We start from the raw sequence: 25,518 nt of genomic DNA, 5'->3' as shown, positions 1-25,518 counted from the left end.
ACACCATGTTCGGAAAACTCACGCTCGACGCCGTTCCCTGGCACGAGCCGATCATCATGGGCACGGGCGCAGTCGTCGTGCTCGGCGGCCTCGCCTTGCTCGCCGCGATCACGATCGCGGGCAAGTGGGGTTATCTGTGGCGCGAGTGGATCACCTCGGTCGATCACAAGCGTATCGGCGTCATGTACATCATTCTTGCGGTCGTCATGCTGCTGCGCGGTTTCGCCGACGCGATCATGATGCGCGCGCAACAAGCCCTCGCATACGGCGACTCGGCGGGCTATTTGCCGCCGCATCACTACGATCAGATCTTTACGGCGCACGGCGTCATCATGATCTTCTTCGTGGCCACGCCCCTCATTCTCGGCTTGATGAACGTGGTCGTGCCGCTGCAGATCGGCGCGCGCGACGTGGCCTATCCGTTCGTCAACTCGCTGAGCTTCTGGCTCTCCGTCGTGGGCGCGGTGCTCGTAATGGTCTCGATGTTCGTGGGCGATTTCGCGGCTACGGGCTGGGTAGCGTATCCGCCGCTATCGGAGCTTGGCTATAGTCCGACCGTTGGTATGGATTACTACATATGGTCGTTGCAGCTGTCGGGTCTCGGCACCACGCTCTCGGGCATCAACTTCATCGTCACGATCCTGCGCATGCGCGCGCCGGGCATGGACATGATGAAGATGCCGGTGTTCGTGTGGACGGCGTTCATCACCAACATCCTGATCGTCGCCGTGTTCCCTGTGCTCACCGGCACGCTCGCGCTGCTCACGATGGACCGCTACTTCGACATGCATTTCTTTACGAACGAGCTGGGCGGCAACGCGATGATGTACATCAACCTGATCTGGGTCTGGGGTCATCCGGAGGTGTACATCCTGATCCTGCCTGCGTTCGGTGCGTACTCGGAAATCATCGCGACGTTCTCGGGCAAGCCGCTATTCGGCTACAAGTCGATGGTCTATGCCACGTCGTCGATCGGCATTCTCTCGTTCTTCGTCTGGCTGCACCACTTCTTCACGATGGGCTCGGGCGCGAACGTCAACGCGTTCTTCGGCATCATGACCACGGTCATTTCGATCCCGACCGGCGTGAAGCTCTTCAACTGGCTCTTCACGATGTATCGCGGCCGCATTCGCTATCACAGCGCCACGCTGTGGACCATCGGCTTCATGGTGACGTTCGCGGTGGGCGGCATGACCGGCGTGCTGCTGGCCGTGCCGGGCGCGGACTTCGTGCTGCACAACTCGCTCTTTCTCGTTGCGCACTTTCACAACGTGATCATCGGCGGCGTGGTGTTCGGTTGCCTCGCAGGCGTGAGCTTCTGGTTCCCCAAGGTGTTTGGATTCACGCTCAATGAGTTCTGGGGCAAGGTGTCGTTCTGGTGCTGGCTGATCGGCTACTGGCTCGCGTTCACGCCGCTCTACATCCTCGGCTTCGAGGGCATGACGCGCCGCATGAACCACTACGAAGTGGCCGAGTGGCATCCGTGGCTCGTGGTGGCGCTCGTGGGCGCAGTGTTCGTGGGCCTCGGCATTCTTGCGTTCATCGTGCAGATCGTCGTGAGCCTGCGTGATCGCGAAGCGAACCGCGACGTGACCGGCGACCCGTGGGACGGCCGCAGCCTCGAATGGTCGACGGCTTCGCCTGCGCCGTTCTACAACTTCGCCGTGCTGCCGGAGATCACCTCGATGGAGCAGCACTGGGACAACAAGGAAGCCGGCCGCGCCTACGTGCAGCCGCGCAAGTACGAAGACATCCACATGCCGCGCAACACCGGCGCGGGCTTCATCATCGCCGCATTCAGCCTGCTGTTCGGCTTTGCGATCGTGTGGCACATGTGGCTGTTCGCGGCGGTGGGGCTCGTGGGCATGATCGCCACGTTCATCGTGCGCACCTACGACCAGGATGTGGATTACTGGGTCCCGGCGGCCGAGGTCGAGCGCATTGAGAACGCGCGCTTCAGGCAACTCGGCATCCGGCGTATCGATCAATCCGAGCAACTCGAGGAGATGGCTTAAACCATGGCTCACGCTGCTACTACTCACGCCCATGGTCATGGTCACGACGACAGCGCCAAGACCACACTAGGCTTCTGGATCTACCTGATGAGCGACTGCCTCATCTTCGCGACGCTCTTCGCCACCTTCGGCGTGCTCGCGAATGCGACGGCAGGCGGTCCGGGTGCGAAGGATCTGTTCGAACTTCCGTACGTATTGGGCGAAACGCTGCTGCTGCTCGCGAGCAGCGTCACCTTCGGCATGGCCATGCTCAATCTGTACGCGCAGCGGCGCGGCCAGGTGATCGTGTGGCTCGCCGTGACCTTCCTGTTCGGTGCGGGCTTTGTCGCGATGGAGTTGAACGAGTTCGCCAAACTCATCGCCGATGGCGCGGGACCCGGCACGAGCGCGTACCTGTCGGCGTATTTCACGCTGGTCGGCACGCACGGACTACACGTCACGGCCGGTCTGCTGTGGATCGCGATCATGATGCACCAGACCTTCAAGTTCGGCCTGACCGGCACGGTCCGCCGCCGCCTCGCGTGCCTGAGCCTCTTTTGGCACTTTCTCGATCTCGTGTGGATCTGTGTGTTTACATTCGTTTATCTGCGAGGTTTCCTGTGAGCCAATCTTATGCCACTCATCACGCCGTGCATGACGCGTCGCACGGCAGCCTCAAGGGCTACATGATCGGCACCGTGCTCTCGCTCGTGCTCACGCTGGCGTCGTTCGGCGTCGTGATGTTTCGAGTCGTTTCGCCGGGCTTCGGGCTGGCCGCCATCGTCGTGCTCTGTATTGCGCAACTTGTCGTGCAACTCGTGTATTTCCTGCATATCGGCGCGTCGCGCGAGCAGCGTTCGAATACGGCGATCTTTATCTGCACGGCGTTTCTGATTGCGGTGATCGTCGGGCTTTCGCTGTGGGTCATGCACAACGCGAACGTCAACATGATGCCCACGCAGATCTCGATCGACCGGGCCATGGCGCACGATTGACGACAGAAAATACGTTGCGTCCCTGAATCAGCGCGCTGCGGAATACGGCAGCGCGCGGCCATCTGGCACCTCGGGCACAGTGCATGCGCTACACGAAGCGTCGCGACACACCGTCGCTTTTACGTGGAGTGGGACCATGAACAAGGACCAGGTGAAGGGCACGGCTGAAAAGGTGAAGGGCAAGATCAACGAGGCCGTGGGCCGCGCAACCGACAACCCGGCGCGTGAATTGAAGGGCGACCTCCAGCAGGAAGCCGGCCAGGCACGCAAGAACGTTGGTGACATGAAGGAGGCCGCAAAGGACATGGCGAAGGACATCAAGCGCCATCACTGATGAACGATGGCTAACCCACGGCGCCGCCGTCTCGCAAGAGGCGGCGGCGTCATGCTGTGCACATGCGGCGAAAGCGAATCGATACGGAGTGCCAATCGATGGTGAGACGGCGCGGCACGGCGACCTCGCCGCTTTCGATATGCCTTCATTATTCCGTGTGAAACACGGTGGCCGCGGCGCGGCGCGCGGCGCGGCGAAATGTCCTCGAAACAGGTATGCTGCAGGCATCCCGTGTGTCCCGCGCGGGGCGCGAACGTGGAGTTTCCGATGTCTGCCAATCCTGCCAGCGTGTCCTCCGGACTGCGCGAAGTCTGGCTGATCCGTCATGGCGAAACGCAGTGGAGCCTCTCTGGGCAGCACACCGGGCGCACCGATATTGCGCTCACCGAGCACGGACGCGAGCAGGCGCGCTCGCTGGCGCCGTCGCTCGCCACGCAGCGCTTCGACGCGGTGCTTTGCAGCCCGATGGCACGGGCCATCGAGACGTGCCGGCTCGCGGGCCTTGGCGGCGAGATGAGAATTTCGGCCGACCTGCACGAATGGGACTACGGGATCTACGAAGGCCTCAAGACCGCCGACATCCGCAAGACCGAACCCGACTGGAGCGTGTGGCATTCGCCCATCGCGCAGGGGGAGGATCTCGCGCGCGTTCAGTCGCGCGCCGCGGCGGTGATCGACGGCTTGCTGGCCATGCATTGCCGCGTGGCCTTGTTTTCGCACGCGCATTTCCTGCGCGCATTGGCGGGCTGCTGGATTTCCGGTTCGGCGGCGCTAGGCGAGCATCTGTATCTCGACACGGCTTCGGTGAGCATTCTCGGCTTCGACCACGAGAGCCGTGCCATACGCCGCTGGAATGCGCTCGGCGAACGCAGGGCGTTGATGTGAAGTAGCCCTGGCGCGTTTGCTCAGCGCAAGGAACACGACAGCCAATGCGCAACACGCACGCCGTCCAGGCGCGAACCCTCCGGGGTGGCGCTCCCGAGGAGTGTGACGATCACGGGCCGCCGCCCGTGCACCATCACGCGCATCACCATATTGTGGCCGGACTCGTTGATGAAGCCGGTTTTCTGCACGCTCGCGCGCACCTGACCGTAGCGCACTAGCCGATTGCTGTTCACGTACTGCAACTGTCCGTGGCCCGTGGCCACGCGTTCCTCATGGTCGATCGAATAACGGCGAATGAGCGGATAGCCATTGGCCGCCCGCACGAGGCTCGCCAACTCGCGCGCGGTTGAAACGTTCTGCGGCGAAAGCCCGGTCCCGTTGGCGAAATGCGTGTGCGTCATGCCCAGACGCTGTGCTTTCGCGTTCATCGCCGCGATGAACGCAGGCCGCCCACCCGGATAGTCGCGGCTGAGCGCCGCAGCTGCACGGTTTTCCGAGGACATCAGCGCGACGTGCAGCATGTTGGCACGCGTGAGTGAGGCTCCGACGTCAAGGCGCGAATGCGTGAATTTGAGCGTGTCGAGATCGGCGGTCGTGACCGAGAGTTGTTGTTGCAGCGGCGCATGCGCGCTGTCGAGCCAGACGATCGCCGTCATGAGTTTCGACACCGACGCGATCGGCGCGACTGCGTCGGCGTTGCGCGCGTAGAGCGGCGTGTGGGTGTTTTCGTCGACAACGTAGATCGCATGCGAAAAGAGCTGCTTGCGCGACGCCGGCGTGAAGCCGCAGCGCGCGAGCAGGCGAGGGGTGTGCGCGTTCTTGGCGCTCACGTGTGCTGTGTGTTGAGGAACCGGCGGCGAGCTGGGCTTCGGTTTCGCACGTTTGGTACGGCGCTTCGGTCCCGAGAGTCTGGTGGCGGGTGCATCGGCAGGCATCGAGCGATGTGCCGGTTTCGTCTTGTGCGCGACTCTCTTTTTCTTTTTGGACGGTGCGTGAGCAGTTCCTTCGGCCGCCGTGTGATGAACGGTAGCGCGAGCCGAAGCGGGAGACGCGCCAGCCGCGAGGCCCGCGGCAATCAGCACGAGTAGACTGGGCAGCAACCGAAGTCGGGAAACGAGTGGCATCGACAGTTGGGCTTGAACGCTGGCTTTGTGCTGCGTGCGTTGGGATTTTGGCGGCTTTGTTCGAGCCACATTGGACGATGAAGTTCCATTCCGGCTCCATAATCATCGTTCGGTGGGACCATCGTCGTATGGAACGGGCCTCGAGCGGGCCATATACTTCGCGAAGCCAAGGGGGCGCAGAGATGCTCAATCAACTCTCCGACACGTTCCTCCTCGTCTTCGCCGGGCTCTTTCCTGTGCTCAATCCGCCGGCGGCGGGGTTCATCGTGCTGAGCATGCTGCCGCATGCGAGCGCCAGCGACCGCGCATTTCTCGCGCGCATCATCGCCATCAACAGCCTGTTCATTCTGCTCGGTTCGCTGATCATGGGCGCCTATGTGCTCTCGTTTTTCGGCATATCGATACCGGTTTTGCGGGTCGCGGGCGGGTTGGTCATTGCGTTCGCGGGATGGAATCTGCTTCACAAATCGTCCGACGGCGGGGAGAGCTCGGCCTCGCAGGCGCCGCCGGACCCGGTGCGCAGAGCGACGCTGCGCGCCACGGCGTTTTATCCGCTCACGCTGCCGGTCACCGTTGGGCCGGGGTCGATTGCGGTCGCGATTGCGCTGGGCACCGGCCGGCCGCGCGGTCACGTGCAACTCGTCAATGTCGTGGGCGTGTTGCTCGCGCTGATCGTGCTTTGCGGCTGCATTTATCTGTGCGTGCGTTTCGCGGGGCACGTGGGCAAGCGGCTCGGGCCGGTTGGCACCGAAGTGCTGATGCGGCTGCTCGCATTCGTGCTGCTGTGCATCGGCCTGCAGATTTTGTGGCTCGGGCTCGAAGAACTGCTCGAGTCCGCGGCGCTTTCGGTCAGTATCAAATAACGCCGCGCGCCGCCGCGGCCATCGTCATGTTGCGCCGCATGAGAGGGAAAACCACGAGCCAAGACATCAGACGTCTGATGTAGATTGGAGCCCTATGTACCCAACCCACGCAACGATGCGGCAAACATGCGCCTGAGCGTCGATCAGTCGATGTGCGAGCGAATCCAGGATTCGCTGCTGGAAATGATCCGCGAGCGCTCGCTCAAGCCGGGCGATCAAATCCCGCCGGAGCCCGAACTTTGCGAGCTGTTGGGCGTGGGCCGCTCCAGCCTGCGGGAGGCGGTCGCGCAGATGATTTCCCACGGTCTTCTCACGCGTGTGCACGGCAAGGGGACCTTCGTCAGACAAATTACGCTCAAGCTGCAAGGCGGTCTGGATGATCTGATGTCTGTGACGGACATGATACGCAGTGTCGGGGCGGTGCCTTCCACGAGCCGCTTGCAGGTGAGGACGATCGCGGCTTCCGGCAGTCTCGCGCTAAAACTCGGCCTCGCCGAAGGCGATCCCTGCGTGCGGTTCGAGCGCGTGCGTCGCGCCGACGACGCGATTGCCGCGTACTGCATCGATATCGTGCCGAAGGCGTTGCTGGAAGGGCATGAACTGGGCGAGTCGCTGTTCGGCACGCTGGAGCGCGCGGGCGTGCGGCTTTCCCACACCCATAGTTCGATCCAGCCGACCATTCTCACCCCACGCGATTTGCCGGAATTGCAGGAGAACATCGGCATGTTTCTGCTGATCGACGAAGTGGATTTCGATGAGACCGGTCGCGCGGTCTGCTACAGCAACGACTATTACAACGCCAGCATTTTCAAGTTCGATCTCGTGCGCAAGCGACGTTAGGCGGGCCAGCGGCCCATTTTCCCGACAGGAAACGTATGCACTTCGAAGCTTTCAGCTCTTCCGAACTGACCGAATACCTGCTGGGTATTCCGGCCGTTTGCGCAAGGCTTGGCGACGACAGCGAATTGCAGGTCGTCGAAGTGGGCGACGGCAACCTCAACTACGTCTACTTCGTGAGCAGCGCGCGCGACCCGCGCCTGAGCGTCGTTGTGAAGCAGGCGCCGCCGTACCTGCGGCTGGTTGGCGAAGCGTGGCCCTTGCCGCGCGAGCGCATGGAGCGCGAAGTGGCGGCGTTGCGGCGCTTCGGCGCACTGTGCCCGGAGCACGTGCCACGCGTTTTTCACGCGGACAACGAGAAGTTCCTCATGGTCATGCAGCGGCTCGATTCGCATCGCGTGCTGCGTGGGGGGCTGATCGACGGCGTCGTGTATCCGCGGCTCGCCGAGCACATTTCCACGTATCTCGCGCGCACGCTGTTCCATGGCTCCGACCTCTATCTTGCGCCGGACGCGAAGAAAGCGGCGGTGGGCGGCGACATCAATACGGAATTGTGCAAGATCACCGAGGAACTCGTCTTCACCTTCCCGTTCGAAGATCATCCTTCGAACGTCTACAGCCCCGCGCTGCCCGCGGCGGCGATCGAACGGTTGCGCACGCACGAGCCGTTGCGCATCGCGGCGGGCGAGATGAAATGGGCCTTCATGAACCATGCGGAAACGCTCGTGCACGGCGATCTGCATACGGGCTCGATCATGGCGAACGAGCACGAGACCTATGTGATCGACCCCGAGTTCGCTTTTTATGGGCCGATGGGCTTCGATACCGGCGCGTTCATTGCGAACCTGCTGCTCGCGTATTACGCGCGCGACTGGCACGACCGCGAGGCAGGGCGTGAGCCCGCCGCATACCAGGGCTGGCTGCTCGAACAAGTCGAGGCGGTATGGAACGCTTTCGCGCAGAAGTTCGGGCAGATCTGGCGCACGCACGAGCGCGAGACGGGCCAGGCGTACATTGGCGGTCCGGCAGGCACGCCTGCGGCGGAGGCCTTCCGCGACGTTTTTATCAGGCGGCTCTTCGCCGATACGCTCGGCTTTGCGGGCTGCAAGATGATCCGCCGCATCGTGGGCATGGCGAAGGTGGCGGAGATTACCAGTATCAAGGACGACACAGTGCGTGCGCAGATCGAAGTGCGTTGCCTGAAACTTGCCGAAGCGCTGCTGGTGCGGCGTCGCGAGCTGGCTTCGATCGAGGCGGTCACCGCACTGGCCGCTCAGGTACTCGCGGAATCGGCGTAAGCGAAAATCGGCTGCCACAATGAGCGGCGGAGCCCGAACAGTCCGGACAACCCGCATCGACGGAGAAAGTATGACGTTGCAGGCGCAACAATCGAGTCTTCCCCCCACCATCGAGTGGCGCGACGGCACCCTTTATCTGCTCGACCAGACACGTTTGCCACGCGAGTGCGTGGTCGAAACCGTGGACACGGTCGAGGCGGTCTGGCGCGCGATACACGAACTGCGCGTTCGCGGCGCACCCGCGATCGGTGTCGCCGCCGCCTACGGGCTGTGCGTGGCGATGCGGCGCGAGCCGGCCGATTCACGCGATGCTTTTCTCGCGCGGCTCGAAGCGCACGCCGCGTATCTGGACAGCGCGCGGCCGACAGCGGTGAATCTGCGCTGGGCGCTAGAGCGGATGCTTTCGCGCGCACGCGCCACGCCGGGCGCGACGGGAACAGCGCAGTACGAAGCGCTCGTTGCCGAGGCCAAGCGCATTCATCAAGAGGATATCGAGTTGTGCGCGCAGATCGGCGAAGCGGGGCGCGCGCTGATTACACCCGGCAGCGGCGTGCTCACGCACTGCAACGCCGGTGCGCTGGCCACGGCCGGCATCGGCACGGCGACCGCGCCGCTCTACTGCGCGCATCGGGACGGCGTGGCGTTTCGTGTCTATGCGGACGAAACGCGACCGCTCCTGCAAGGTGCGCGGCTCACCGCCTACGAGTTGCAGCAGGCGGGGCTCGACGTGACGTTGATCACCGATAGCATGGCGCCCACATTGATGGCCCAGGGGCTTATCGACCTCGTGATCGTCGGCACCGACCGCGTGGCCGCGAATGGCGACGTCGCGAACAAGATCGGCACGCTTGGCGTGGCGATCGCTGCGAAGCATTTCGGCATTCCCTTCTACGTGGCATGTCCTTCGTCCACGCTCGATCTGCGTACCGCAAGCGGCGCGGACATCGTGATCGAGGAGCGCGGCGCCGCGGAGGTGACGCATCTCGCGGGGCAACGCACCGCGCCCGAGGGCATCCAGGTGCGCAACCCGGCGTTCGACGTGACGCCGCATGCGCTCGTGACCGGCATCGTGACGGAGCGCGGCATCGTACGCGCACCATTCGAGGCGAATCTGGCGGCGCTTTTCGCGACCGGAGCGGCAGCGTGAGCGGCGCGAGCGAAGCGCGCCGTGCGGGCGAGACGGCGCAACGCGCGCGCGATGTGCGGGCGGAGACCGAAATGCGCCAGCAGATCGTCGACACCTCGCGCGAGATGGAGCGTCTCGGCATCAATCAGGGCACGTCGGGCAACGTGAGCGCGCGCTGGCATGACGGCCTCCTGATTACCCCGAGTGGCGTGCCGAGCGCCGCGCTTACGCGCGAGCGCATCGTGTGGATGCCGCTCGATGTGCGCGACGACGATCAGCTGTTCGAAGCACAACGCCCTTCTTCGGAGTGGCGTTTTCATCGCGACATTCTGCGCGCGCGCGCCGACGTGAACGCCGTGGTCCATACGCATTCGCAAGCCGCCACGGCGCTTGCAATTCACAGCCGGGGCATTCCCGCGCATCACTACATGGTGGCCGCGGCGGGCGGCAATTCGATTCGCTGCGCGCCGTATGCGACCTTCGGCAGTCAGGCGCTCTCCGACCACGCGCTCGAAGCGCTGCACGAGCGGCTCGCATGCCTGCTCGCGCATCACGGCGTCATTGCGCTTGGGCGCGATCTCGCGCGGGCGCTGTGGCTCGCCCACGAAGTGGAAGTGCTCGCGAAGCAGTATTTGCTGGCGTGCCAACTGGGCGAGCCGCCGCTGCTTTCGGATGCGCAAATGGAGGAAGTCATCGAGAAGTTCAAGGGCTACGGCCCGCGCAAGTAATGCGCGGGCGCTCGCGCGCCCGTGCAGTCGCGGCGATGCAACACACGCGGTAAAAACGATTACGCAGTCGGTTGGCGGTTCGCAGGTCAGTCAAAAACCAGCAGATCAAAAACAGGAGACGGTGATGGCGTGGAGTTCAGCAGGGTTCGACAGATGGGTGGCGCGCAGCGCGCGCATGGGCGCAACGGCCGGCGTGACAATGTTCGCCGCCGCCGCAATGCTGGCAGGCTGCTCGAAGAGCGAGTCGCCTTCGACCACGGCGGCGGCAAGCGATGCCGCTGCCGCGAGCGCACCGGCGCAAGCCGCGGCGGCGCCGGTCACGAAGATCAAGGTGGGCTTTTCGATCGCCACGCTCAATAACGCATTCTTCGTCGGCCTGAAGAATGGTGTGGAGCGTGGCGCGGAAAAGCAGGGCTTCGATCTCGTGCAGACCAACGCAAACGGCGACGCCCAGCAGCAGGTCAACGACACGCTCAACCTGCTGAGCCAGGGCGTGCAGGCGATCGTGCTCAATCCGATCGATTCGAAGGCGATTATCCCGGCCGTCGAGAAAGCCAATTCGATGAACGTGCCGGTCTTCATGCTCGACCGGGGCTCGGACGGCGGGAAGGTCACTTCGTTCGTCGCTTCGGACAACGTAGCGCTTGGCGCCACCGGCGCGAAGTGGATCGCCGACCAGTTGAGCAAGCGTTACGGCTCGCCCAAGGGCAATGTGGTGGACCTGATCGGCCTCATCGGCACCACGGCGGCGACGGATCGCGAAAAGGGCTTCTCCGAAGAGATCGCGAAGTATCCCGACATCAAGGTCGTCGCGCGCCAGGAAGGCGGCTTCGATCAGGAGAAGTCGCTCAACGCGATGACGAGCATCCTGCAGAAATATCCGCAGATCGACGCGGTGTTCGGCGCGAACGACGACAACACGGTGGGCGCGGAAAAAGCCATCGACAATGCGGGCCGCTACAAGCCGCTCGGCGACCCGGGCCACATCATGGTGATCGGTGCGGACGGCACGGCGCAGGCGCTTTCGGCGATCCGTGCGGGCAAGCAGGATGCGACGATTTCGCAGAACCCGATCGGCATGTCCGCCAAGGCGATGACGTTCATCACCGACTACGAGACGAAGAAGGACGTGCCCGCGAACTACGCGTGGCCGACCTATCTGATCGACAAGTCGAATATCGATTCGGATGGCGTGAAGCAATACGGCCTGTGGGCGCTCGAAGTCAAGCAGTAACGGGCGGTCTTAAGCGCCGGCCGCATGCGTTGCGTGCGCCGGCGCCCGGGATGAACGGATGAAACGCGAATCAGGTTCGGCAATGCACGCAATGCACGTATCGCAGCAAGAGAACACGCGCGCGGAGGGCAGGACAGGCGCGCCGCCGCTTTTGCGCATGAGCGGCATCGTCAAGAGTTTTCCCGGCGTGAAGGCGCTGCGAGGCGTGAGCCTCGAACTGCACGCCGGGCACGTGATGGCGATCGTCGGCGAGAACGGCGCGGGCAAGTCCTCGCTCATCAAGACGCTTTCCGGCGCTTACGAGCCGGACGAAGGCACGATCGAGATCGACGGCGTGCGTCTCGCGCGCGGCACACAGGCCGCGATCGACGCGGGCGTGGCCGTGATCTATCAGGAGCTTTCGCTCGTCAACGACATGACGGTGGCCGAAAACCTCTTTCTTGGCCGCATGCCGCGGCGCTATGGCCTCGTCGATCATCGCCGCGCGAACGCCATGGCGCGCGAAGCGCTCGCCCAGGTGGGGCTGGAAGGCGTGCCGCCGACCATGCGCCTGGGCGATCTGCCGCTGAACAAGCGTCAGCTCGTGGAGGTGGCGAAGGCGCTCGCGCGCGAGGCGCGCATTCTCGTGATGGACGAGCCCACGGCCGCGCTCCAGCATCACGATATCGAGCATCTCTACGCCGTGGTGCGGCGCCTGCGCGCGTCGGGCATGGGCATCATCTTCATTTCGCACCATCTCGAAGAGGTGTTCGAACTCGCCGATTCGGCCGTGGTGATGCGTGACGGCGCAACGGTCGGCGCACGGCCGATGTCCGACTGGAACGAACCGGCGCTCGTGCAGGCCATGGTCGCGCGCAATCTCGACTCGTTCTATCCATGGGAGGCACGTCCCTATGGCGACGTGGTGCTGCAAGCGCACAACGTGGCGAGCGCGCCTGTTCTGCGCGACGCGAGTTTCAGCATTCGCGCGGGCGAGATCGTGGGCATAGGCGGCATTGCGGGCGCGGGGCGCACCGAGCTTCTGAAAACGTTATGCGGCGCGCTGCCGCTCACCGGTGGCGAACTGCGGCTGCGCGGGCGCAGGATCGCGCTGCGCTCGCCCACGCAAGGCATGCGCGCAGGCATTGTCTACACCGCCGAGGACCGCAAGCTCGAAGGACTCGTGCTCGAAGCGAGCATCGAGGAAAACGTTGCGCTTTCGAGCTTGCGCGCGCTGGTGCGCGGCGGCTTTGTTAGCGCCGCGAAAAAACGCCGGCTCGCGCGCGAGGCGGTCGAGCGCTTCGCGGTGCGCGCGCCATCGGTCACGTCGCTCACCGGCAATCTTTCGGGTGGCAATCAGCAGAAAGTGATTCTCGGGCGCGCGAGCGCCACGTCGCCGGCAGTCATCCTGCTCGACGAGCCCACGCGCGGCATCGACGTCGGCGCGAAGACAGAGATCTATGCGCATATCGTCGCGATGGCGCGCGCGGGCGCAGCCGTCGTGCTCGTCAGCTCCGAACTGCCCGAGCTGCTCGGCATGTCGGACCGCGTGCTCGTGATGTATCGCGGCAGCATCGTCGGCGAGGTCGCGCGCGAGCACGCCAGCTCGGAGACGATCATTCAATGGGCTACCACCGGAGTTGCAGCATGACGTCCACCACGGTTCGACCGCGTGAAGAAACACCCACCCTGCAACAGCGCGTGCTGCGCCAGATGCGCAGCGGCCTCGGACCGCTCATTGCGGCGCTCGTACTGATCTGCGTTGCGCTCTCGCTGGCCTCGCCGGAGTTTCTCACCACGAGCACGCTCACCAACATCATGGTGCAGGTGTCCGTGGTCGGCATCGCGGCGGTGGGCGGCACGTTCGTGATCATCACGTCGGGCATCGATCTTTCCGTGGGCTCGCTCGTCGCGCTGAGCGGCATGGTGGCGGCGACGGTGATGGCCGGGGCGAGCCCCGACGCCGTTGGCCTTGGCGTGGCGGGCCTCGTCATCGCGCTCGTAACCGGTGCGGCCGTGGGCGCACTCAACGGCTTCGGCATTGCGTGGCTGCGGCTCGTGCCGTTCATCGTCACGCTCGCGATGATGGCGATGGGGCGCGGCCTCACGCTTGCCATTTCGGACGGGCGCACGAAATTCGACTTCCCCAATGTGTTTACCGCTTTCGGTGCGAAGACGTTTGCAGGCTTGCCCGCGCCGATGCTCGTGATGCTGGCCGTATTCGTCATTGGGCACGTATTGCTGCGAAAAACCGAATTTGGTCACCAGGTGTTCGCTGTGGGCGGCAACAAGGAAGCGGCGCGGCTCGCGGGTATTCCGGTCAGCCGCGTGATCTTTCTGACCTACATGTTCGCGGGCGTGACGGCCGCGATTGCGGGCATCGTGCTCGCGGGGCGCCTCAATTCGGCGTTGCCGTCGGCCGCCAACGGGCTGGAACTGCAGGTGATCGCAGGCGTGGTGATTGGCGGCACCTCGCTCGCGGGCGGCCGCGGCTCGATTGTCGGCACATTCATCGGCGTCGTGCTGATCGGCGTGATCAATGTCGGGCTCTCGCTGCTTGGCGTCAATCCGTTCTGGACACAGTTCATCCAGGGCGGCGTGATTCTCGCAGCCGTTTTGCTCGACGCGTTGAGCCAACGGCGCAAGCTTTGAACGCAGAAGTCAACGTTAGCGGTGGTGCGAAGGCCATCCATACAGGAGACGCGACACGTGAAAAAGATCATTAATCATCCTGATCATTTTGTCGACGAGATGATCGACGCCTTGCTGCTCGCCCATCCGGGGTGGCTCAAGCCGCTCACCGCAGACCGGCGCGCGCTCGTGCGCGCCGACGCGCCGAACGCCGGCAAGGTCGGGATTGTAACGGGGGGCGGGTCCGGACACCTGCCGGCTTTTCTGGGCTACGTAGGCAAGGGGCTCGCAAGCGGTGTGGCCGTGGGCAACGTGTTTTCCTCGCCATCGTCGGAGCAGATCTACGAAGCCACCAAGGCCGTTCACGGCGGCGCCGGCGTGCTCTATCTATACGGCAACTACGGTGGCGACGTCTTCAACTTCGATCTCGCCGCGGATCTTGCAGACGCAGACGGCATCGAGACCCGCACTGTGCTCGTAGCCGACGACGTGGCTTCCGCGCCGCCCGAGCGGGCTTCGGACCGCCGCGGCGTGGCGGGTATGGTGTTCGGTTTCAAGTGCGCGGGCGCGGCGGCCGAACGCGGCGACACGCTCGACGAAGTCGCGCGCATTGCAGCGAAGGCGAATGGCGCAACGCGCAGCATGGGCGTGGGCCTCTCGCCCACGATCCTGCCGGCAGCAGGCAAGCCCACCTTCACGCTGCCCGATGGCGAGATGGAGATAGGCATCGGCATTCATGGCGAGCCGGGCACGCACCGCGGCAAGCTCGAGAGCGCAGATGCCATAGCCGAGCGGCTTGCGGGGGCGATCCTGGGCGACCTGCGGGCCGAGGCGGGCGCGAGCGTGGCGCTGCTCGTCAACGGACTCGGTGCGACGCCGCTCGAAGAACTGTATCTGCTGTATCGGCGTGCCGAACAGGCCGTTGCTGCAGCAGGGCTGCGCGTGGCGCGCGCTTACGTGGGCGAGTACGTGACGAGCCTCGAAATGGCGGGCGCCTCGATCTCCGTGATGCAACTCGACGAAGAACTCGACACGCTGCTCGACGCACCGGTGCGTTCGCCGTTCTGGCGCGAAGGATGGCGCGTTGACGAGCGAGGTCCGCGATGACTCTTTCGGTAAGCGAAATCAAGGCGCGCCTCATTGGTGCGTTGAACGAAATGCCCGCGAGCGCGGAAGAATTGCGCGAACTCGACGCTGCGCTCGGCGACGGCGACCTGGGCGTGACCGTGAAGGCGGGCTCGCTCGCGGCGGCCGATGCCATCGCGAAGCTGCCCCCCGACGCCGCGCTCGGCGACGTGCTGATCGCCGTGGGCAAGGCGTTCTCCACGGCGAACCCGTCGACGTTCGGCGCGCTCGTAGGCGGCGGGCTGCTCGCGGCTGCGAAGACCGTGGTGGGCCGGCAGGAGGCGGGCAGGGCCGAAGCGCTCGCCATGGGGCGCGCGGTGGCCGCGCGCATTGCCGAGCGGGGCAAATCGCAGCTTGGCGACAAGACGTTGCTCGACGCACTCGTCCCGAGCCTCGATACGCTTGAAGCGTTTGAATCAGGCAGTGTTGGCGAGCGTGCGCTCCTCGACGCGATGATCGACACGGCTGATCGACAGGTTCGTGCGACTGCCGCGTTGCAGTCGAAGAAGGGGCGCGCGGCGTGGGTGCAGGAACGCAGTATCGGTCACGCCGATCCTGGCGCGACCGCGTGGCTCAGGTTTCTTCAAGCCTGGCGAGGTTGAGGTTTGCCGCTTACCGCAACAGCATTTCAGCGACGCCAGCCACTGCTGAAAGCACCACGACAGCGAGTGGCGGCGCTTTCCAGCGTGTGAGCAACAAGAAGCCGATGGCCGCGATCGCAAAGTCGATTCGCGTCTGGACGGCGCTCGTCCAGACGGGCGAGTAGAGCGCCATGGCAAGCAGGCCGACCACGGCTGCGTTGACGCCCGCAAGCATGGCCGCCATCGACGGGTGGGCGCGCAGCGCTAGCCAGTATGGCAGCGCGGCGAGCACGAGAAGCAGGCCTGGCAGAAAGATGCCTGCCAGGGCCACCGCCGCACCCAGCGCGTGAGTGGATGGGCCGCTCATGATCCATCCAAGGAAAGCGGCAAACGTGAAAAGCGGACCAGGCACAGCCTGGGCAGCGCCGTAGCCAGCAAGAAAATCGGTAGGCGATACCCAGCCGGTCGCTACGGTCTCACGCTGCAGCAGCGGCAGTACGACGTGACCGCCGCCGAAGACGAGAGCGCCCGAGCGGTAGAAGGCGTCGAACACGCGGATGGTGTGAGTCGTGTCGAATGCGGCAAGCGCCGGAAGCCCGAAAAGCAGCGCGCAAAAGAGGGCAAGCGCGAACAGACCTGTGGTACGCGAAACATGAAATTCCTGCGTATGCCCACGCGTGCCGACGACGGCTCCCGAAGGCGTGGACCGGCACAGCACGATGCCGAGCACCGCGCCAAGCACGATAACGATCAATTGCGCATAGGCCGTCGTCATCACAGCGAGAAGCACGAGCGCAACGAGTGCAATGCCGGCGCGGCGGTAGTCGGGGCATAAGCGCCGCGCCATGTCCCAGACGGCTTGCGCGACGACGGCAACGGCAACGAGTTTCAGGCCATGAATGAGCCCGCTTCCCGCAGGGCCACCGAGTTCGGGCGCCACGATGGCAAAGGCGATCAGCAGCGCGGCGGATGGCAACGTGAAGCCGCACCAGGCTGCGAGGCCGCCGAGCCAGCCGGCGCGCAGCAGACCGATGGAGAATCCGGTCTGGCTACTGGCTGGACCCGGGAGAAATTGGCAGAGGCCGACCAGATCCGTGAAGGTTTCGTCGTCGAGCCAACGCCGCCGCTCGACGAACTCGCGGCGAAAATAGCCGATATGGGCGATGGGGCCGCCAAAGGACGTCAGGCCGAGTTTCAGAAAGACTCGCAGGACTTCAAACGCGGATCCCGCACGGGCCGGCTGTGACGTCGACATCCCTGTTTCCATGGCAATTTATTTATAAGGAATACGAATAGTATTCGATGCCGCCGCCGATCGTGCCGACAGCGACCAGGCCGCGCCGAGAAAGTCCCGCGCTGATCCCGTTGTTCGCAAACATGATCTCCGATTGAGGAAGAGGTTCAAAACGTCATTCCTCTGCTTAAATCGGGCCGATAAAACGCGGAATCCTTCTCATTGACACTCTCGTTCGTGCGTCGCGCGCGCCGAATGTCTATGCTCGTTCTAATTGTGTCGACGCGGCAGCGGCGCAGCACCCAGGAGGGAGTCATGCAAGCAGATCCAAAAGTTATCGAATATCTCAATGCGGAACTCAAGAACGAGCTGACGGCGATTAATCAGTATTTTCTGCACGCGCGGCTGTACGGCCATTGGGGCCTCGCAGGACTCGGCAAACACGAATACGACGAGTCGATCGAGGAAATGAAGCATGCCGACAAACTGATCGAGCGCATTCTCATGCTCGACGGCCTGCCTAATCTGCAGGACCTTAGCAAACTTTTGATTGGCGAGGACGTACGCGAGGTGCTCGAGTGCGACCTCAAGCTCGAACGCACCGCGCAGGCACAGTGCAAGGAAGCCGTTGCGTACTGCGAATCTGTGCGGGATTTCGTGTCGAGAGAGATTTTCGTCGAGATCCTGGACGACACGGAGGACCACATCGACTGGCTCGAAATCCAGCTTGGGTTGATCGACAAGATCGGCCTTGAAAACTATCAACAGTCGGCAATGGGGTCGGTCAGCTGATACGCAAGCTTGCGTGGATCGTGCTTACTTTGGCTTGGCGAATGCGTCTGCGATTTGCCGTGCACGCTTGACCTCGTCGCTGTGCAGATAGATCGAGGTGGTCGAGACAGAAGCGTGCCGCAGGTTGTCGCGCACCGTGGTGAGTTCCGCGCCGCGCCCGAGCGCGTGCGTCGCATGCGTGTGGCGCATCCAGTGCGGACTCGCGCGTCGCAGTTTGTCCGCGAGCGGCGCGTGATCGGCCTCGATGGCTTTTGCGGCCAGCACGAAGAAACGCCGAAGCACGCCCCACAAGCGCGCGCTACTGATCGTGGCGTCGCTGTCGGCCTCGAGACTGCCTATGACCGGCGTGGCCGGATTCCAGCGCTGGGGCACGACCGGCAGGTCACGTTCGGCCAGATAGCGCGCGAGCGCATCCCAGGCGAGCGGCGGCAAGGCGACGCGCGCGAGCTTTTTCCCCTTGCCTGTTACGCGCAGCCAGTGATCGCCGCGCGCATCCGTCTCGACGTGGCCGAGCGTGGCCCCAACCAGCTCGCTTGCGCGCAGGCCGGTCGCATAACCGAAATCCAGCAGGAAGCGCAGCCGCTGCGCCGCCGGCGCCGACCAGCCGTATGACCACTCCAGGCCGTCTGCGATCGTGCGCGTGAGCGCCCATTCCCCTTCGCTGAATGCGTGCGAGGTGTCGAGAACCTGCGCGCCGCTCGCGCCGCGCACTTTCACGCCGGAAAACGGATTGGCGAGCACGTAGCGCTGCTCGATGAGCCAGCGGAACAGCGCGCCAAGAATCGACAGCGCATGCGCGACCGAGCGCGCCGAGAGGCTGCCGTTGAACGGCCGCCAGTCTGGCGAGGTGCGCGCACGCACGGGGCCGACCCAGCGGCCGCGCGGTGAGGGATGCCGCAGGAACGCGCGGTAGGCGATGGCGTCTTCGGTCGTGAGCGAAGAGAGCGCGCGGCCGCGCTCGACGATCGCCCAGAGGATCAGACGTTCGGCTTCCTTCTTGTAGGTGCGCTGCGTGGCGGGCGATTCATGCAACGCAAGCCAGGTCTGCACGGCTTCATAGTCGTTCGAGGCGTCCAGCGTGCAGGTCGCGCGTGGCGCACGGAACGCGCCTTCGGAGCCATCGACTTCGTGCGGCAGCTTCAGGGCTTCCCATGGCGCGATGTCGCCGCGCTGGCTCGCCACGATGAGCGCGCGCGCCTTTTCCGTGAGTGAGGGCCACGCCGCAAAGAACGCTTCGATTGCGCGGGCGCTCGCCATGCCGAGTCCTGGCACGGCCTTCCACCACTGGCGGCGGCGCGGAATGCGCACGGTAAGGTCGGCGAGCGTGGTAATGCCGTGCGCGTACAGCACCCGCACGGCGCGCGGGGCGAACCACTGTGCGATGTCGTCGGCGATCTGGGGTTCGGGGGGGCGGGCGGTGCGCAGGCTGTCGATTGCCTGCGCGACAGCCTTGGCGTGGCGCTCGCGTTCTTCAGCCGGATGCTCGAACAGCGCCACCAGATCGTCGCGATGCGCTGCACGCGCGATGGCGACCAGCCTGCGCCGGATGCGCCCGAGCACGCCACGTGCCGATTTTCCGTCGCCGAGTGCCGAGGGCAAATAGCGCTCTACAGCCGGGCGCACGGCGAGGCCCGCGTACCACGCGCGCAGCATGGCGAGTTCGTCGGCGTCGGGGAATCCGGGCGGTGCGCTGGGAGCGGGGGCTGGCAAGGGCGTGTGGCGCGTTTTCATGTCTCGTAGTTTAGCGTAAAAATTAGTACCTTATGATAAGAAGGATTATCTTTATAGCTGCAAACCATGGCAATTTTTCACGGAAAACGGGGGGTGTTCCGGGCCGACGTCGATTACGGGGGGCGTTTCGCGGCCGCTGAAATCGGGCGCTGGAAGGAAGCGCAACCCTCCCGGCGCAGGCGCAGCCAACTATCACGATTTCACGTGCCGCCTATACTGCTGACCAGCCGTCTTCACATTGCCTACGTGCTGATTTCAGGCTGTTAGCGAACATCGGCCCAGACTTCTCCCCGAGCCACGGCTCGAGCCCCGCAAATGAAGGAGATTTCCAATGTCTGCAAACACGGCGATTGATGTCCCGGACGACCCGGAGGATGGCGGCAGGCGCAAGTGGATCAAGGCCGGCATCAGTGTGGCTACGCTCGTTGCAGGTGCCCAGTTCGCCGCGGGCGATGTGCAGGCGGCGGCGCTGTCCGAATCGCAGCGCAACGCGCTGACTCCAGATCAAATCATCGAAATGATGAAGGCCGGCAACGAGCGGTTTCGCACCGGCAAGATGAAAAAACAGGATTTTCTCGCGCAGAAACGAGCGAGCGCGGCCGGGCAGTATCCTGCTGCGATCGTCCTCAGTTGCATCGACTCGCGCGCGCCAGCCGAGATCATTCTGGATATGGGAATCGGCGACACCTTCAATGCCAGGATCGCGGGAAACATCGCAAACCAGGACATACTTGGGAGTATGGAGTTCGCTTGTGCCGTCGCCGGCGCAAAGGTGATTCTGGTGATGGGGCACACCGCATGCGGAGCGATAAAGGGGGCAATCGATAACGTTCAGCTAGGAAATTTGACGGGTTTGCTCCAGAAGATCCAGCCGGCGATCACAGCAACACAATATTCTGGAGAACGAACCAGTAAAAACGAAGCGTTTGTCGACGCCGTCGCGCGATCGAATGTTCAGGGCGCGATAGCCGCAATCCGCAGCGGAAGCCAGATTCTGTCCGATCTGGAAAACAAAGGGAGCGTAAAGATGGCGGGCTCGATGTATGACATCAAGAACGGCAAGCTAACCTTCCTGTGAGAATTCGAACGGGTGTGTCGATGGCCGCGCTCGCGGCCAGTGCGTCTCTCTACGGCCGTAACCACCGCAACTCAATCGGCACGGCGAGAACCTTCCTGTAGAGCGCGATCAGCGCGCGGGTAAGTGCCATGCCCCCGACTCGCCAGAGGGGGCTGCTAACCACGTAGGTCAACCACGCAACGATCGCCGCACCGATCATGTCGAGCGGCCAGTGCACCCCGACGAATATGCGAGCCCAGGCAACGGCGATATCGACGAACACGGCAAGCAAGCCGATTCCTCGCTTTCCGCCATACAGGAACGTGAACGCAACGGCGGACAGCAACGTCACATGATCGCTAGGAAACGAAGAATCTGGCGCATGGGCGAGGAACGTATGACCCGTTGCGCTTGCGAAAGGGCGCGGATGGTACCACGTCAGACCGATCAACTGGTTGACGCCGAGGGCAAGAAGTCCGGCAAGGCAAGCGCGCACGGCCAACGCGCGCCGCTCGTCTGCGCCCGTCAGCCATAGTGCCACCAGCAGGGCGGGAACAAGCAGGATCGCATAGTCGGCAATCAGGATGCCCGAAACGACGAGCCAGTGCGGCGTTGCGGGTGTGGCATTGAGTATGAGAAAGAGGGTTCGGTTCAATGTTTCGACTGCATCCATAAGATGCCCTTTGCTTGCACGTGCGTTCTTGTCTCACCGCTGGAGAGCGGTTCCGGTTGGCGAAATCGATTCTACGCACGGCCCGCTTAACGAAACCTTAACCGGTGCCGGATCGGTCTTGACGAAATCACGCGCTCCACGAGTGCTCTGGCAGACAGGCGCGCCCGAGGTCCATCGCGTGGCCGCCGTTGACGGCATGACATGGCCAGTTTTGTCAGTATGTCGGCCGGTTTCATCAGTCTGCCCAGCTTCCGTTGGCGCTACGATTCGCGTGACGTGCCTTGAATACCTGCAAAACAGGTTGGGGCGAGGCGTAGCAACGCGCTGCGCCGCCGCTTCACGGGCAGCTAACAGATCACTAAGGAATCCATATGAGCAGGGAAGTCGTGGTGGTGGGCGGTGTGCGGACCGCGATCGGAAAATTCGGTGGCAGCCTGAAGGACGTGCCGCCAACCGAACTCGGTGCAATCGTCGTGCGCGAACTGCTCGCGCGTAGCCACGTCGAAGCAAAGGACGTGGGGCACGTGGTGTTCGGCAATGTGATCGCCACAGAGCCGCGGGACTTCTACCTGTCTCGCGTCGCCGCGATCAACGCCGGCATTCCTGAGTCGACGCCTGCGTTCAACGTCAACCGGCTGTGCGGGTCGGGTTTGCAGGCGATCGTTTCCGCGGCGCAAACCATTTTGTTAGGCGACGCTGAGGTAGCGATCGGCGCCGGCGCCGAGAACATGAGCCGCGCGCCCTACATCACGACCGAGGCGCGCTTCGGCGCACGGATGGGCGATGCACGCCTCATCGACATGATGCTGGGCGCGCTCAACGATCCGTTCCACACGGTGCCGATGGGTGTCACCGCTGAAAATGTCGCGGGCCGTTATGGCATTACGCGTGAGCACCAGGACAACCTGGCGCTCGAGTCGCACCGCCGTGCGGCGCGGGCTATCGCCGAAGGCCGGTTCGCCAGCCAGATCGTGCCGGTCAAGCGCACGGTAAAAGGGCGCGAGAGCGTTTTCGACACCGACGAACACTTGCGCCACGATGCAACGATCGACGACTTCGCGAAACTCAAGCCCGTATTTGCGAAAGAGAACGGTACGGTCACGGCGGGCAACGCTTCGGGCATCAACGACGCGGCCGCAGCCGTCCTGCTGATGTCGCGCGCAGCGGCCGAGGCGCGCGGCCTCGCGCCGATGGCGAAACTCGTCGCGTACGCGCACGCAGGCGTCGATCCGCTCTACATGGGCATTGGCCCGGTGCCGGCTACGCGTCTTGCGTTGCAGCGCGCGGGATTGACCGTCGCGGACCTGGACGTGATCGAGTCGAACGAGGCCTTCGCCGCTCAGGCGTGCGCGGTCACGCAGGAACTGGGCCTCGATCCTGAAAAGGTCAACCCGAATGGTTCGGGTATTTCACTCGGCCATCCCATTGGCGCGACGGGCGCACTGATTGCCGTGAAGGCGCTGCACGAACTCAAGCGCATTGGTGGCCGCTATGCGCTCGTCACGATGTGTATTGGAGGCGGGCAGGGTATCGCCGCCATTTTCGAAAACTTGCAGTAATCGTTGAAAGCGACTTCGGTCGCGCGAAAAAAACGCAATGCAAATCGAAACATTGGGAATCGTCGGCGCCGGGACGATGGGCTCCGGCATCGCGCAGGTCGCCGCACTCGCTGGCCTGCGCGTGATCGTGGTCGACGTTAGCGACGCGGCGCTCGACAGAGGCCTCACCGCGGTGAGGGGAAGCCTCGATCGGCTCGTAGCGAAAGACAAGCTGGACGCAGCGGCGGGCAACGCCGCGCTTGCGCGCATCGAGACGTCTACGGACTATCAGCGGCTCGGCGCTGCAGGCCTCATTATCGAAGCGGCCACCGAAAGCCTCGATCTGAAGTTGCGCATCTTGAAGCAGATCGAAGCGGTTGCGCGCCCCGGCGCCATTCTCGCTTCCAATACGTCGTCAATCTCGATCACCACGCTTGGCGCGGCGCTCGCCGACCCGTCGCGCCTCGTCGGCATGCACTTCTTCAATCCAGTGCCGCTGATGCCGCTTGTTGAAATCATCGGGGGCCTCGCAACCGGCAGCGCCGCCGCGGAGGCGGTTCGCGAACTGACCTTGCGGCTCGGCAAGTCGCCAATCAGTGTGCGCAATTCGCCGGGTTTCGTGGTCAACCGTATTCTCGTACCGATGATCAACGAGGCTTTTTTCCTGCTAGCCGAAGGTGTCGCGCCAGCCGAGGATATCGACACCGGCATGCGTCTTGGCGCGAATCAGCCGATTGGCCCGCTGGCGCTGGCCGACCTCGTCGGGCTCGACGTGGTCCTTTCGGTCTTGGACGTGTTTTACAAGGACTTCGGCGATTCGAAATACCGCGCGTGCCCGCTGCTTCGCGAACTGGTGTCCGCCGGACGTCTGGGCCGCAAGACTGGGCGCGGCGTTTACAGTTACGACTAGGAGAGCTTTGAAGGAATCGGCGTCGCGGTCGGCATCAAGACAGCCGATGACCGGTGTCGCCGGATTCCAATGCACGGTCAGGAGCGGCAGGTCGCGTCGGGCAGATTACAGTTGCCGCGGTGACGCGCGCTGCTCCTGCCAGCAGCGCAAGCCGAACTGCGACACGACCCCGTAGGCATGATCGAGCATGTCCGACTGCAGGTTTTCGTACGGTTCCCAGCGCGTCTCGTCGACATAGAGAAATATTTCAAGTGCGATGACGGGCTGGCTCGACTGCACCTGCCGGATAACGATCGGCATGTCCTTGCGGACCGACGGATGATCGCGAAAATACGCGTCCAGATAGAGGCGGTACAGGCCGAGGTTCGTGCGGCGCTGGGTGTGGCCGGGCGCCACTCGCACAAGTGGCCCTTCAGGGTCGTTGCCTAGCCGGGTGAGCAGTGCGTCGTCTGGAATGCAGACAGTGTCGGCATCGAAATGTATCGCATGCCTGACGCGCCGAGCGCCGGACTCAGTCATCCCACGCCAGTTCTTCACGCTGTTGGTGAGCAGGACGTAGCTTGGCAGCATGACGATCGAATTGTCGAAGTTCTGGACTTTGATCGTGTTCAGTGCAATGTCGATCACGGTGCCATCGGCGACGAAGCCGGGCACTTCAATCCAGTCTCCCACCCGCACCATGTCGTAGACGGTGAGCTGGATGCTGGCCACGAAGCCGAGCAGCGAGTCGCGGAAAATGATGATCAGAAGCGCCGTCATTGCGCTGAGGCCGGTGAGGAAGTAGGCCGGCGAGCGTTCCAGCAAAACCGAGATCCCCGCGATCAACGCGATCACGTAGAGCGCGATGGTTGCGGTCTGCAAAAAGCTTTTGATCGGGCGCTCGCTTGCGGATGGGAAGTGACTGTAGCGCTCACCCACGCTTTCGAGGAACGCGAGCGCGGCGCGCAGGAGCGTATACACCATGTAGCACGCCGCGAGCACGGCCAACGGATGTCCGAGCGCCGCAACCAGCGGGAACGTGAGTCCCGAGATCAGCGGGGCGCAAACATAGAGGATCAAGGCGGGCACCAGCGGCGCGAGCCGATGGAATACCTTGTGGGACTCGGCTGCGCGCAGCCACTTGCGCTGCGGCTCGCGCGCAAGGCGGCCAACGATCATCAGCATGATCGAGCGCGTGACGTAGTAGCAGATCGCGCTCGCCAGCAGGATCGCGAGCAGCAAGGCTGCGATTAGCAGCACCGCCACAAGCGTGCTGTCGGTGTAAATGTGGAAGTGATGCCAGTCCGGACCGCCCTCGATGCGTAGCGCCTTGTCGAACATGGATCCCTCCAGTGCCGGTAAGCCGTTTCTGCGGACAAGCCCCGTTCAAACCGGTAATACAGGACGACACAGCGGCTGCGGCGCGAAGCCTGCCGGCGGGGAGTGCCCAGTGCGTACGCGGCCTGGCTCGGCTAGCGCGTTGTCCGAGCGTCAATGTAGTGGCGTCGCCTTGTCGTGCTAAGCGGCATCATACATTTCATGGTTTGTACGATCCACCGGCATGGCCCGGATCCCCTTGGCAGGCCGTCGCCATCACCTGTGGCAGCGTCGGCCGACAAGGGCGCTTTCGTATCCCGACGTCCGGATGCCGGCATCTCGCGGTTCCGCTCGCGGGTTTTTCGTGATTGCTGCAGGAGGCTGGCGAGCAGCGCTTGCGTTGCGAAATCAGCGCAGGCGGGCTGCACCGGGACGAGATCGACAACGCTATTTCTGTAGAGGGAAACCACTCGCCGACTTCGCGTCGAATAATCAGTGTAGCGGCCCCAGAAATAAATATTCCAGATTCTCTTGACGAGTGGTTCTTGGGCCT

At 63.6% G+C, this 25,518-nt stretch carries 24 protein-coding genes; 19 read left to right on the top strand and 5 right to left on the bottom strand.

Annotated elements, in window-relative coordinates; all coding sequences use genetic code 11:
* The first annotated feature begins 5 nt into the window (after nucleotides 1-5).
* The 5 genes from cyoB (at nucleotide 6) to U5A58_RS14780 (ending at nucleotide 4,208) form a co-directional block, all read left to right on the top strand.
* Nucleotides 6-2,015 carry a cytochrome o ubiquinol oxidase subunit I gene (gene cyoB, locus U5A58_RS14800; protein WP_321961960.1) on the top strand — a complete coding sequence of 670 codons (2,010 nt, stop codon included), beginning with the start codon at nucleotides 6-8 and terminating at the stop codon, nucleotides 2,013-2,015.
* 3 nt (nucleotides 2,016-2,018) lie between these two features.
* The gene (gene cyoC / locus U5A58_RS14795) at nucleotides 2,019-2,618 is read left to right on the top strand and encodes a cytochrome o ubiquinol oxidase subunit III (protein ID WP_321961959.1); all 600 of its coding nucleotides are present in this window, start codon (nucleotides 2,019-2,021) and stop codon (nucleotides 2,616-2,618) included.
* The gene (gene cyoD / locus U5A58_RS14790; RefSeq protein ID WP_321961958.1) at nucleotides 2,615-2,989 is read left to right on the top strand and encodes a cytochrome o ubiquinol oxidase subunit IV; all 375 of its coding nucleotides are present in this window, start codon (nucleotides 2,615-2,617) and stop codon (nucleotides 2,987-2,989) included. Before cyoC ends, cyoD begins: the two co-directional genes overlap by 4 nt.
* Nucleotides 2,990-3,125: 136 nt before the next feature.
* A complete protein-coding gene (locus tag U5A58_RS14785) occupies nucleotides 3,126-3,323 on the top strand; it encodes a CsbD family protein (protein WP_321916424.1) in 198 nt (65 codons plus the stop codon).
* A 267-nt stretch (nucleotides 3,324-3,590) separates the two neighbouring features.
* On the top strand, nucleotides 3,591-4,208 hold the full coding sequence (locus tag U5A58_RS14780; protein WP_321961957.1) for a histidine phosphatase family protein: 618 nt from the start codon (nucleotides 3,591-3,593) through the stop codon (nucleotides 4,206-4,208).
* 20 nt (nucleotides 4,209-4,228) lie between these two features.
* Here U5A58_RS14780 and U5A58_RS14775 read toward each other — a convergent pair whose 3' ends face one another.
* Nucleotides 4,229-5,038: a serine hydrolase gene (locus tag U5A58_RS14775; RefSeq protein WP_321961956.1), complete on the bottom strand. Its 810-nt coding sequence runs from the start codon at nucleotides 5,036-5,038 to the stop codon at nucleotides 4,229-4,231.
* A 476-nt stretch (nucleotides 5,039-5,514) separates the two neighbouring features.
* Between U5A58_RS14775 and U5A58_RS14770 the strand changes: the two genes are divergently transcribed.
* The 10 genes from U5A58_RS14770 (at nucleotide 5,515) to U5A58_RS14725 (ending at nucleotide 15,755) form a co-directional block, all read left to right on the top strand.
* Complete coding sequence (locus tag U5A58_RS14770) at nucleotides 5,515-6,195, top strand: MarC family protein (protein WP_321961955.1); 681 nt, start codon at nucleotides 5,515-5,517, stop codon at nucleotides 6,193-6,195.
* Between the two features lie 126 nt (nucleotides 6,196-6,321).
* Nucleotides 6,322-7,035, top strand: a complete 714-nt coding sequence (locus U5A58_RS14765) for a GntR family transcriptional regulator (RefSeq protein ID WP_321916428.1) — start codon at nucleotides 6,322-6,324, stop codon at nucleotides 7,033-7,035.
* 35 nt (nucleotides 7,036-7,070) lie between these two features.
* Entirely contained in the window at nucleotides 7,071-8,330 is a 1,260-nt protein-coding gene (mtnK, locus tag U5A58_RS14760) for an S-methyl-5-thioribose kinase (RefSeq protein ID WP_321961954.1), read from the top strand.
* 70 nt (nucleotides 8,331-8,400) lie between these two features.
* A complete protein-coding gene (mtnA, locus tag U5A58_RS14755; protein WP_321916432.1) occupies nucleotides 8,401-9,477 on the top strand; it encodes an S-methyl-5-thioribose-1-phosphate isomerase in 1,077 nt (358 codons plus the stop codon).
* Nucleotides 9,478-9,548: 71 nt separating this feature from the next.
* On the top strand, nucleotides 9,549-10,184 hold the full coding sequence (locus U5A58_RS14750; RefSeq protein ID WP_321962145.1) for a class II aldolase/adducin family protein: 636 nt from the start codon (nucleotides 9,549-9,551) through the stop codon (nucleotides 10,182-10,184).
* A gap of 124 nt (nucleotides 10,185-10,308) precedes the next feature.
* The gene (locus tag U5A58_RS14745; RefSeq protein WP_321933253.1) at nucleotides 10,309-11,418 is read left to right on the top strand and encodes a sugar ABC transporter substrate-binding protein; all 1,110 of its coding nucleotides are present in this window, start codon (nucleotides 10,309-10,311) and stop codon (nucleotides 11,416-11,418) included.
* Nucleotides 11,419-11,500: 82 nt separating this feature from the next.
* The gene (locus tag U5A58_RS14740) at nucleotides 11,501-13,048 is read left to right on the top strand and encodes a sugar ABC transporter ATP-binding protein (protein WP_415774232.1); all 1,548 of its coding nucleotides are present in this window, start codon (nucleotides 11,501-11,503) and stop codon (nucleotides 13,046-13,048) included.
* The gene (locus U5A58_RS14735; RefSeq protein ID WP_233271699.1) at nucleotides 13,045-14,049 is read left to right on the top strand and encodes an ABC transporter permease; all 1,005 of its coding nucleotides are present in this window, start codon (nucleotides 13,045-13,047) and stop codon (nucleotides 14,047-14,049) included. Before U5A58_RS14740 ends, U5A58_RS14735 begins: the two co-directional genes overlap by 4 nt.
* Before the next feature lie 57 nt (nucleotides 14,050-14,106).
* Nucleotides 14,107-15,135 (top strand): dihydroxyacetone kinase subunit DhaK, encoded by a 1,029-nt coding sequence (locus U5A58_RS14730; protein WP_321961953.1) that lies wholly within the window; start codon nucleotides 14,107-14,109, stop codon nucleotides 15,133-15,135.
* Entirely contained in the window at nucleotides 15,132-15,755 is a 624-nt protein-coding gene (locus U5A58_RS14725) for a DAK2 domain-containing protein (RefSeq protein WP_321961952.1), read from the top strand. Before U5A58_RS14730 ends, U5A58_RS14725 begins: the two co-directional genes overlap by 4 nt.
* Nucleotides 15,756-15,765: 10 nt before the next feature.
* Here U5A58_RS14725 and chrA read toward each other — a convergent pair whose 3' ends face one another.
* Complete coding sequence (gene chrA / locus U5A58_RS14720; protein WP_321961951.1) at nucleotides 15,766-17,001, bottom strand: chromate efflux transporter; 1,236 nt, start codon at nucleotides 16,999-17,001, stop codon at nucleotides 15,766-15,768.
* A 282-nt stretch (nucleotides 17,002-17,283) separates the two neighbouring features.
* Here chrA and bfr point away from each other — a divergent pair, with 282 nt between their 5' ends.
* Nucleotides 17,284-17,760: a bacterioferritin gene (bfr, locus tag U5A58_RS14715; RefSeq protein ID WP_254336224.1), complete on the top strand. Its 477-nt coding sequence runs from the start codon at nucleotides 17,284-17,286 to the stop codon at nucleotides 17,758-17,760.
* 24 nt (nucleotides 17,761-17,784) lie between these two features.
* Here the strand turns inward: bfr and U5A58_RS14710 are convergent, their stop codons facing one another.
* The gene (locus tag U5A58_RS14710) at nucleotides 17,785-19,491 is read right to left on the bottom strand and encodes a site-specific integrase (protein WP_321961950.1); all 1,707 of its coding nucleotides are present in this window, start codon (nucleotides 19,489-19,491) and stop codon (nucleotides 17,785-17,787) included.
* Between the two features lie 331 nt (nucleotides 19,492-19,822).
* Between U5A58_RS14710 and U5A58_RS14705 the strand changes: the two genes are divergently transcribed.
* Nucleotides 19,823-20,569 carry a carbonic anhydrase family protein gene (locus U5A58_RS14705; protein WP_321916446.1) on the top strand — a complete coding sequence of 249 codons (747 nt, stop codon included), beginning with the start codon at nucleotides 19,823-19,825 and terminating at the stop codon, nucleotides 20,567-20,569.
* Nucleotides 20,570-20,618: 49 nt separating this feature from the next.
* Here U5A58_RS14705 and U5A58_RS14700 read toward each other — a convergent pair whose 3' ends face one another.
* Nucleotides 20,619-21,221, bottom strand: coding sequence for a phosphatase PAP2 family protein (locus U5A58_RS14700; protein ID WP_321961949.1), 603 nt, complete (start codon nucleotides 21,219-21,221; stop codon nucleotides 20,619-20,621).
* A gap of 371 nt (nucleotides 21,222-21,592) precedes the next feature.
* Here U5A58_RS14700 and bktB point away from each other — a divergent pair, with 371 nt between their 5' ends.
* Together bktB and U5A58_RS14690 are read left to right on the top strand one after the other, a co-directional pair.
* Nucleotides 21,593-22,780, top strand: a complete 1,188-nt coding sequence (bktB, locus tag U5A58_RS14695; RefSeq protein ID WP_321933248.1) for a beta-ketothiolase BktB — start codon at nucleotides 21,593-21,595, stop codon at nucleotides 22,778-22,780.
* A gap of 37 nt (nucleotides 22,781-22,817) precedes the next feature.
* Nucleotides 22,818-23,669 carry a 3-hydroxybutyryl-CoA dehydrogenase gene (locus tag U5A58_RS14690; RefSeq protein WP_321961948.1) on the top strand — a complete coding sequence of 284 codons (852 nt, stop codon included), beginning with the start codon at nucleotides 22,818-22,820 and terminating at the stop codon, nucleotides 23,667-23,669.
* Nucleotides 23,670-23,774: 105 nt separating this feature from the next.
* Here U5A58_RS14690 and U5A58_RS14685 read toward each other — a convergent pair whose 3' ends face one another.
* Nucleotides 23,775-24,989, bottom strand: a complete 1,215-nt coding sequence (locus U5A58_RS14685; protein WP_321961947.1) for a mechanosensitive ion channel family protein — start codon at nucleotides 24,987-24,989, stop codon at nucleotides 23,775-23,777.
* Nucleotides 24,990-25,518: the final 529 nt, after the last annotated feature.

This window comes from Paraburkholderia sp. J7 (genome assembly GCF_905220155.1).
Lineage (GTDB): Bacteria > Pseudomonadota > Gammaproteobacteria > Burkholderiales > Burkholderiaceae > Paraburkholderia.
Note: the sequence above shows the minus strand (reverse complement) of the source record. Positions and strands in the feature narration are given on the sequence as shown.

Bases quoted from the DNA above. Each gene is read 5' to 3' on its own strand.
- cyoB (WP_321961960.1), top strand. From the start codon at position 6: ATGTTCGGAAAACTCACGCTCGACGCCGTTCCCTGGCACGAGCCGATC.
- cyoC (WP_321961959.1), top strand. From the start codon at position 2,019: ATGGCTCACGCTGCTACTACTCACGCCCATGGTCATGGTCACGACGAC.
- U5A58_RS14785 (WP_321916424.1), top strand. From the start codon at position 3,126: ATGAACAAGGACCAGGTGAAGGGCACGGCTGAAAAGGTGAAGGGCAAG.
- U5A58_RS14780 (WP_321961957.1), top strand. From the start codon at position 3,591: ATGTCTGCCAATCCTGCCAGCGTGTCCTCCGGACTGCGCGAAGTCTGG.
- U5A58_RS14770 (WP_321961955.1), top strand. From the start codon at position 5,515: ATGCTCAATCAACTCTCCGACACGTTCCTCCTCGTCTTCGCCGGGCTC.
- U5A58_RS14765 (WP_321916428.1), top strand. From the start codon at position 6,322: ATGCGCCTGAGCGTCGATCAGTCGATGTGCGAGCGAATCCAGGATTCG.
- mtnK (WP_321961954.1), top strand. From the start codon at position 7,071: ATGCACTTCGAAGCTTTCAGCTCTTCCGAACTGACCGAATACCTGCTG.
- mtnA (WP_321916432.1), top strand. From the start codon at position 8,401: ATGACGTTGCAGGCGCAACAATCGAGTCTTCCCCCCACCATCGAGTGG.
- U5A58_RS14750 (WP_321962145.1), top strand. From the start codon at position 9,549: ATGCGCCAGCAGATCGTCGACACCTCGCGCGAGATGGAGCGTCTCGGC.
- U5A58_RS14745 (WP_321933253.1), top strand. From the start codon at position 10,309: ATGGCGTGGAGTTCAGCAGGGTTCGACAGATGGGTGGCGCGCAGCGCG.
- U5A58_RS14740 (WP_415774232.1), top strand. From the start codon at position 11,501: ATGCACGCAATGCACGTATCGCAGCAAGAGAACACGCGCGCGGAGGGC.
- U5A58_RS14735 (WP_233271699.1), top strand. From the start codon at position 13,045: ATGACGTCCACCACGGTTCGACCGCGTGAAGAAACACCCACCCTGCAA.
- U5A58_RS14725 (WP_321961952.1), top strand. From the start codon at position 15,132: ATGACTCTTTCGGTAAGCGAAATCAAGGCGCGCCTCATTGGTGCGTTG.
- chrA (WP_321961951.1), bottom strand. From the start codon at position 17,001: ATGGAAACAGGGATGTCGACGTCACAGCCGGCCCGTGCGGGATCCGCG.
- bfr (WP_254336224.1), top strand. From the start codon at position 17,284: ATGCAAGCAGATCCAAAAGTTATCGAATATCTCAATGCGGAACTCAAG.
- U5A58_RS14710 (WP_321961950.1), bottom strand. From the start codon at position 19,491: ATGAAAACGCGCCACACGCCCTTGCCAGCCCCCGCTCCCAGCGCACCG.
- U5A58_RS14705 (WP_321916446.1), top strand. From the start codon at position 19,823: ATGTCTGCAAACACGGCGATTGATGTCCCGGACGACCCGGAGGATGGC.
- U5A58_RS14700 (WP_321961949.1), bottom strand. From the start codon at position 21,221: ATGGATGCAGTCGAAACATTGAACCGAACCCTCTTTCTCATACTCAAT.
- bktB (WP_321933248.1), top strand. From the start codon at position 21,593: ATGAGCAGGGAAGTCGTGGTGGTGGGCGGTGTGCGGACCGCGATCGGA.
- U5A58_RS14690 (WP_321961948.1), top strand. From the start codon at position 22,818: ATGCAAATCGAAACATTGGGAATCGTCGGCGCCGGGACGATGGGCTCC.
- U5A58_RS14685 (WP_321961947.1), bottom strand. From the start codon at position 24,989: ATGTTCGACAAGGCGCTACGCATCGAGGGCGGTCCGGACTGGCATCAC.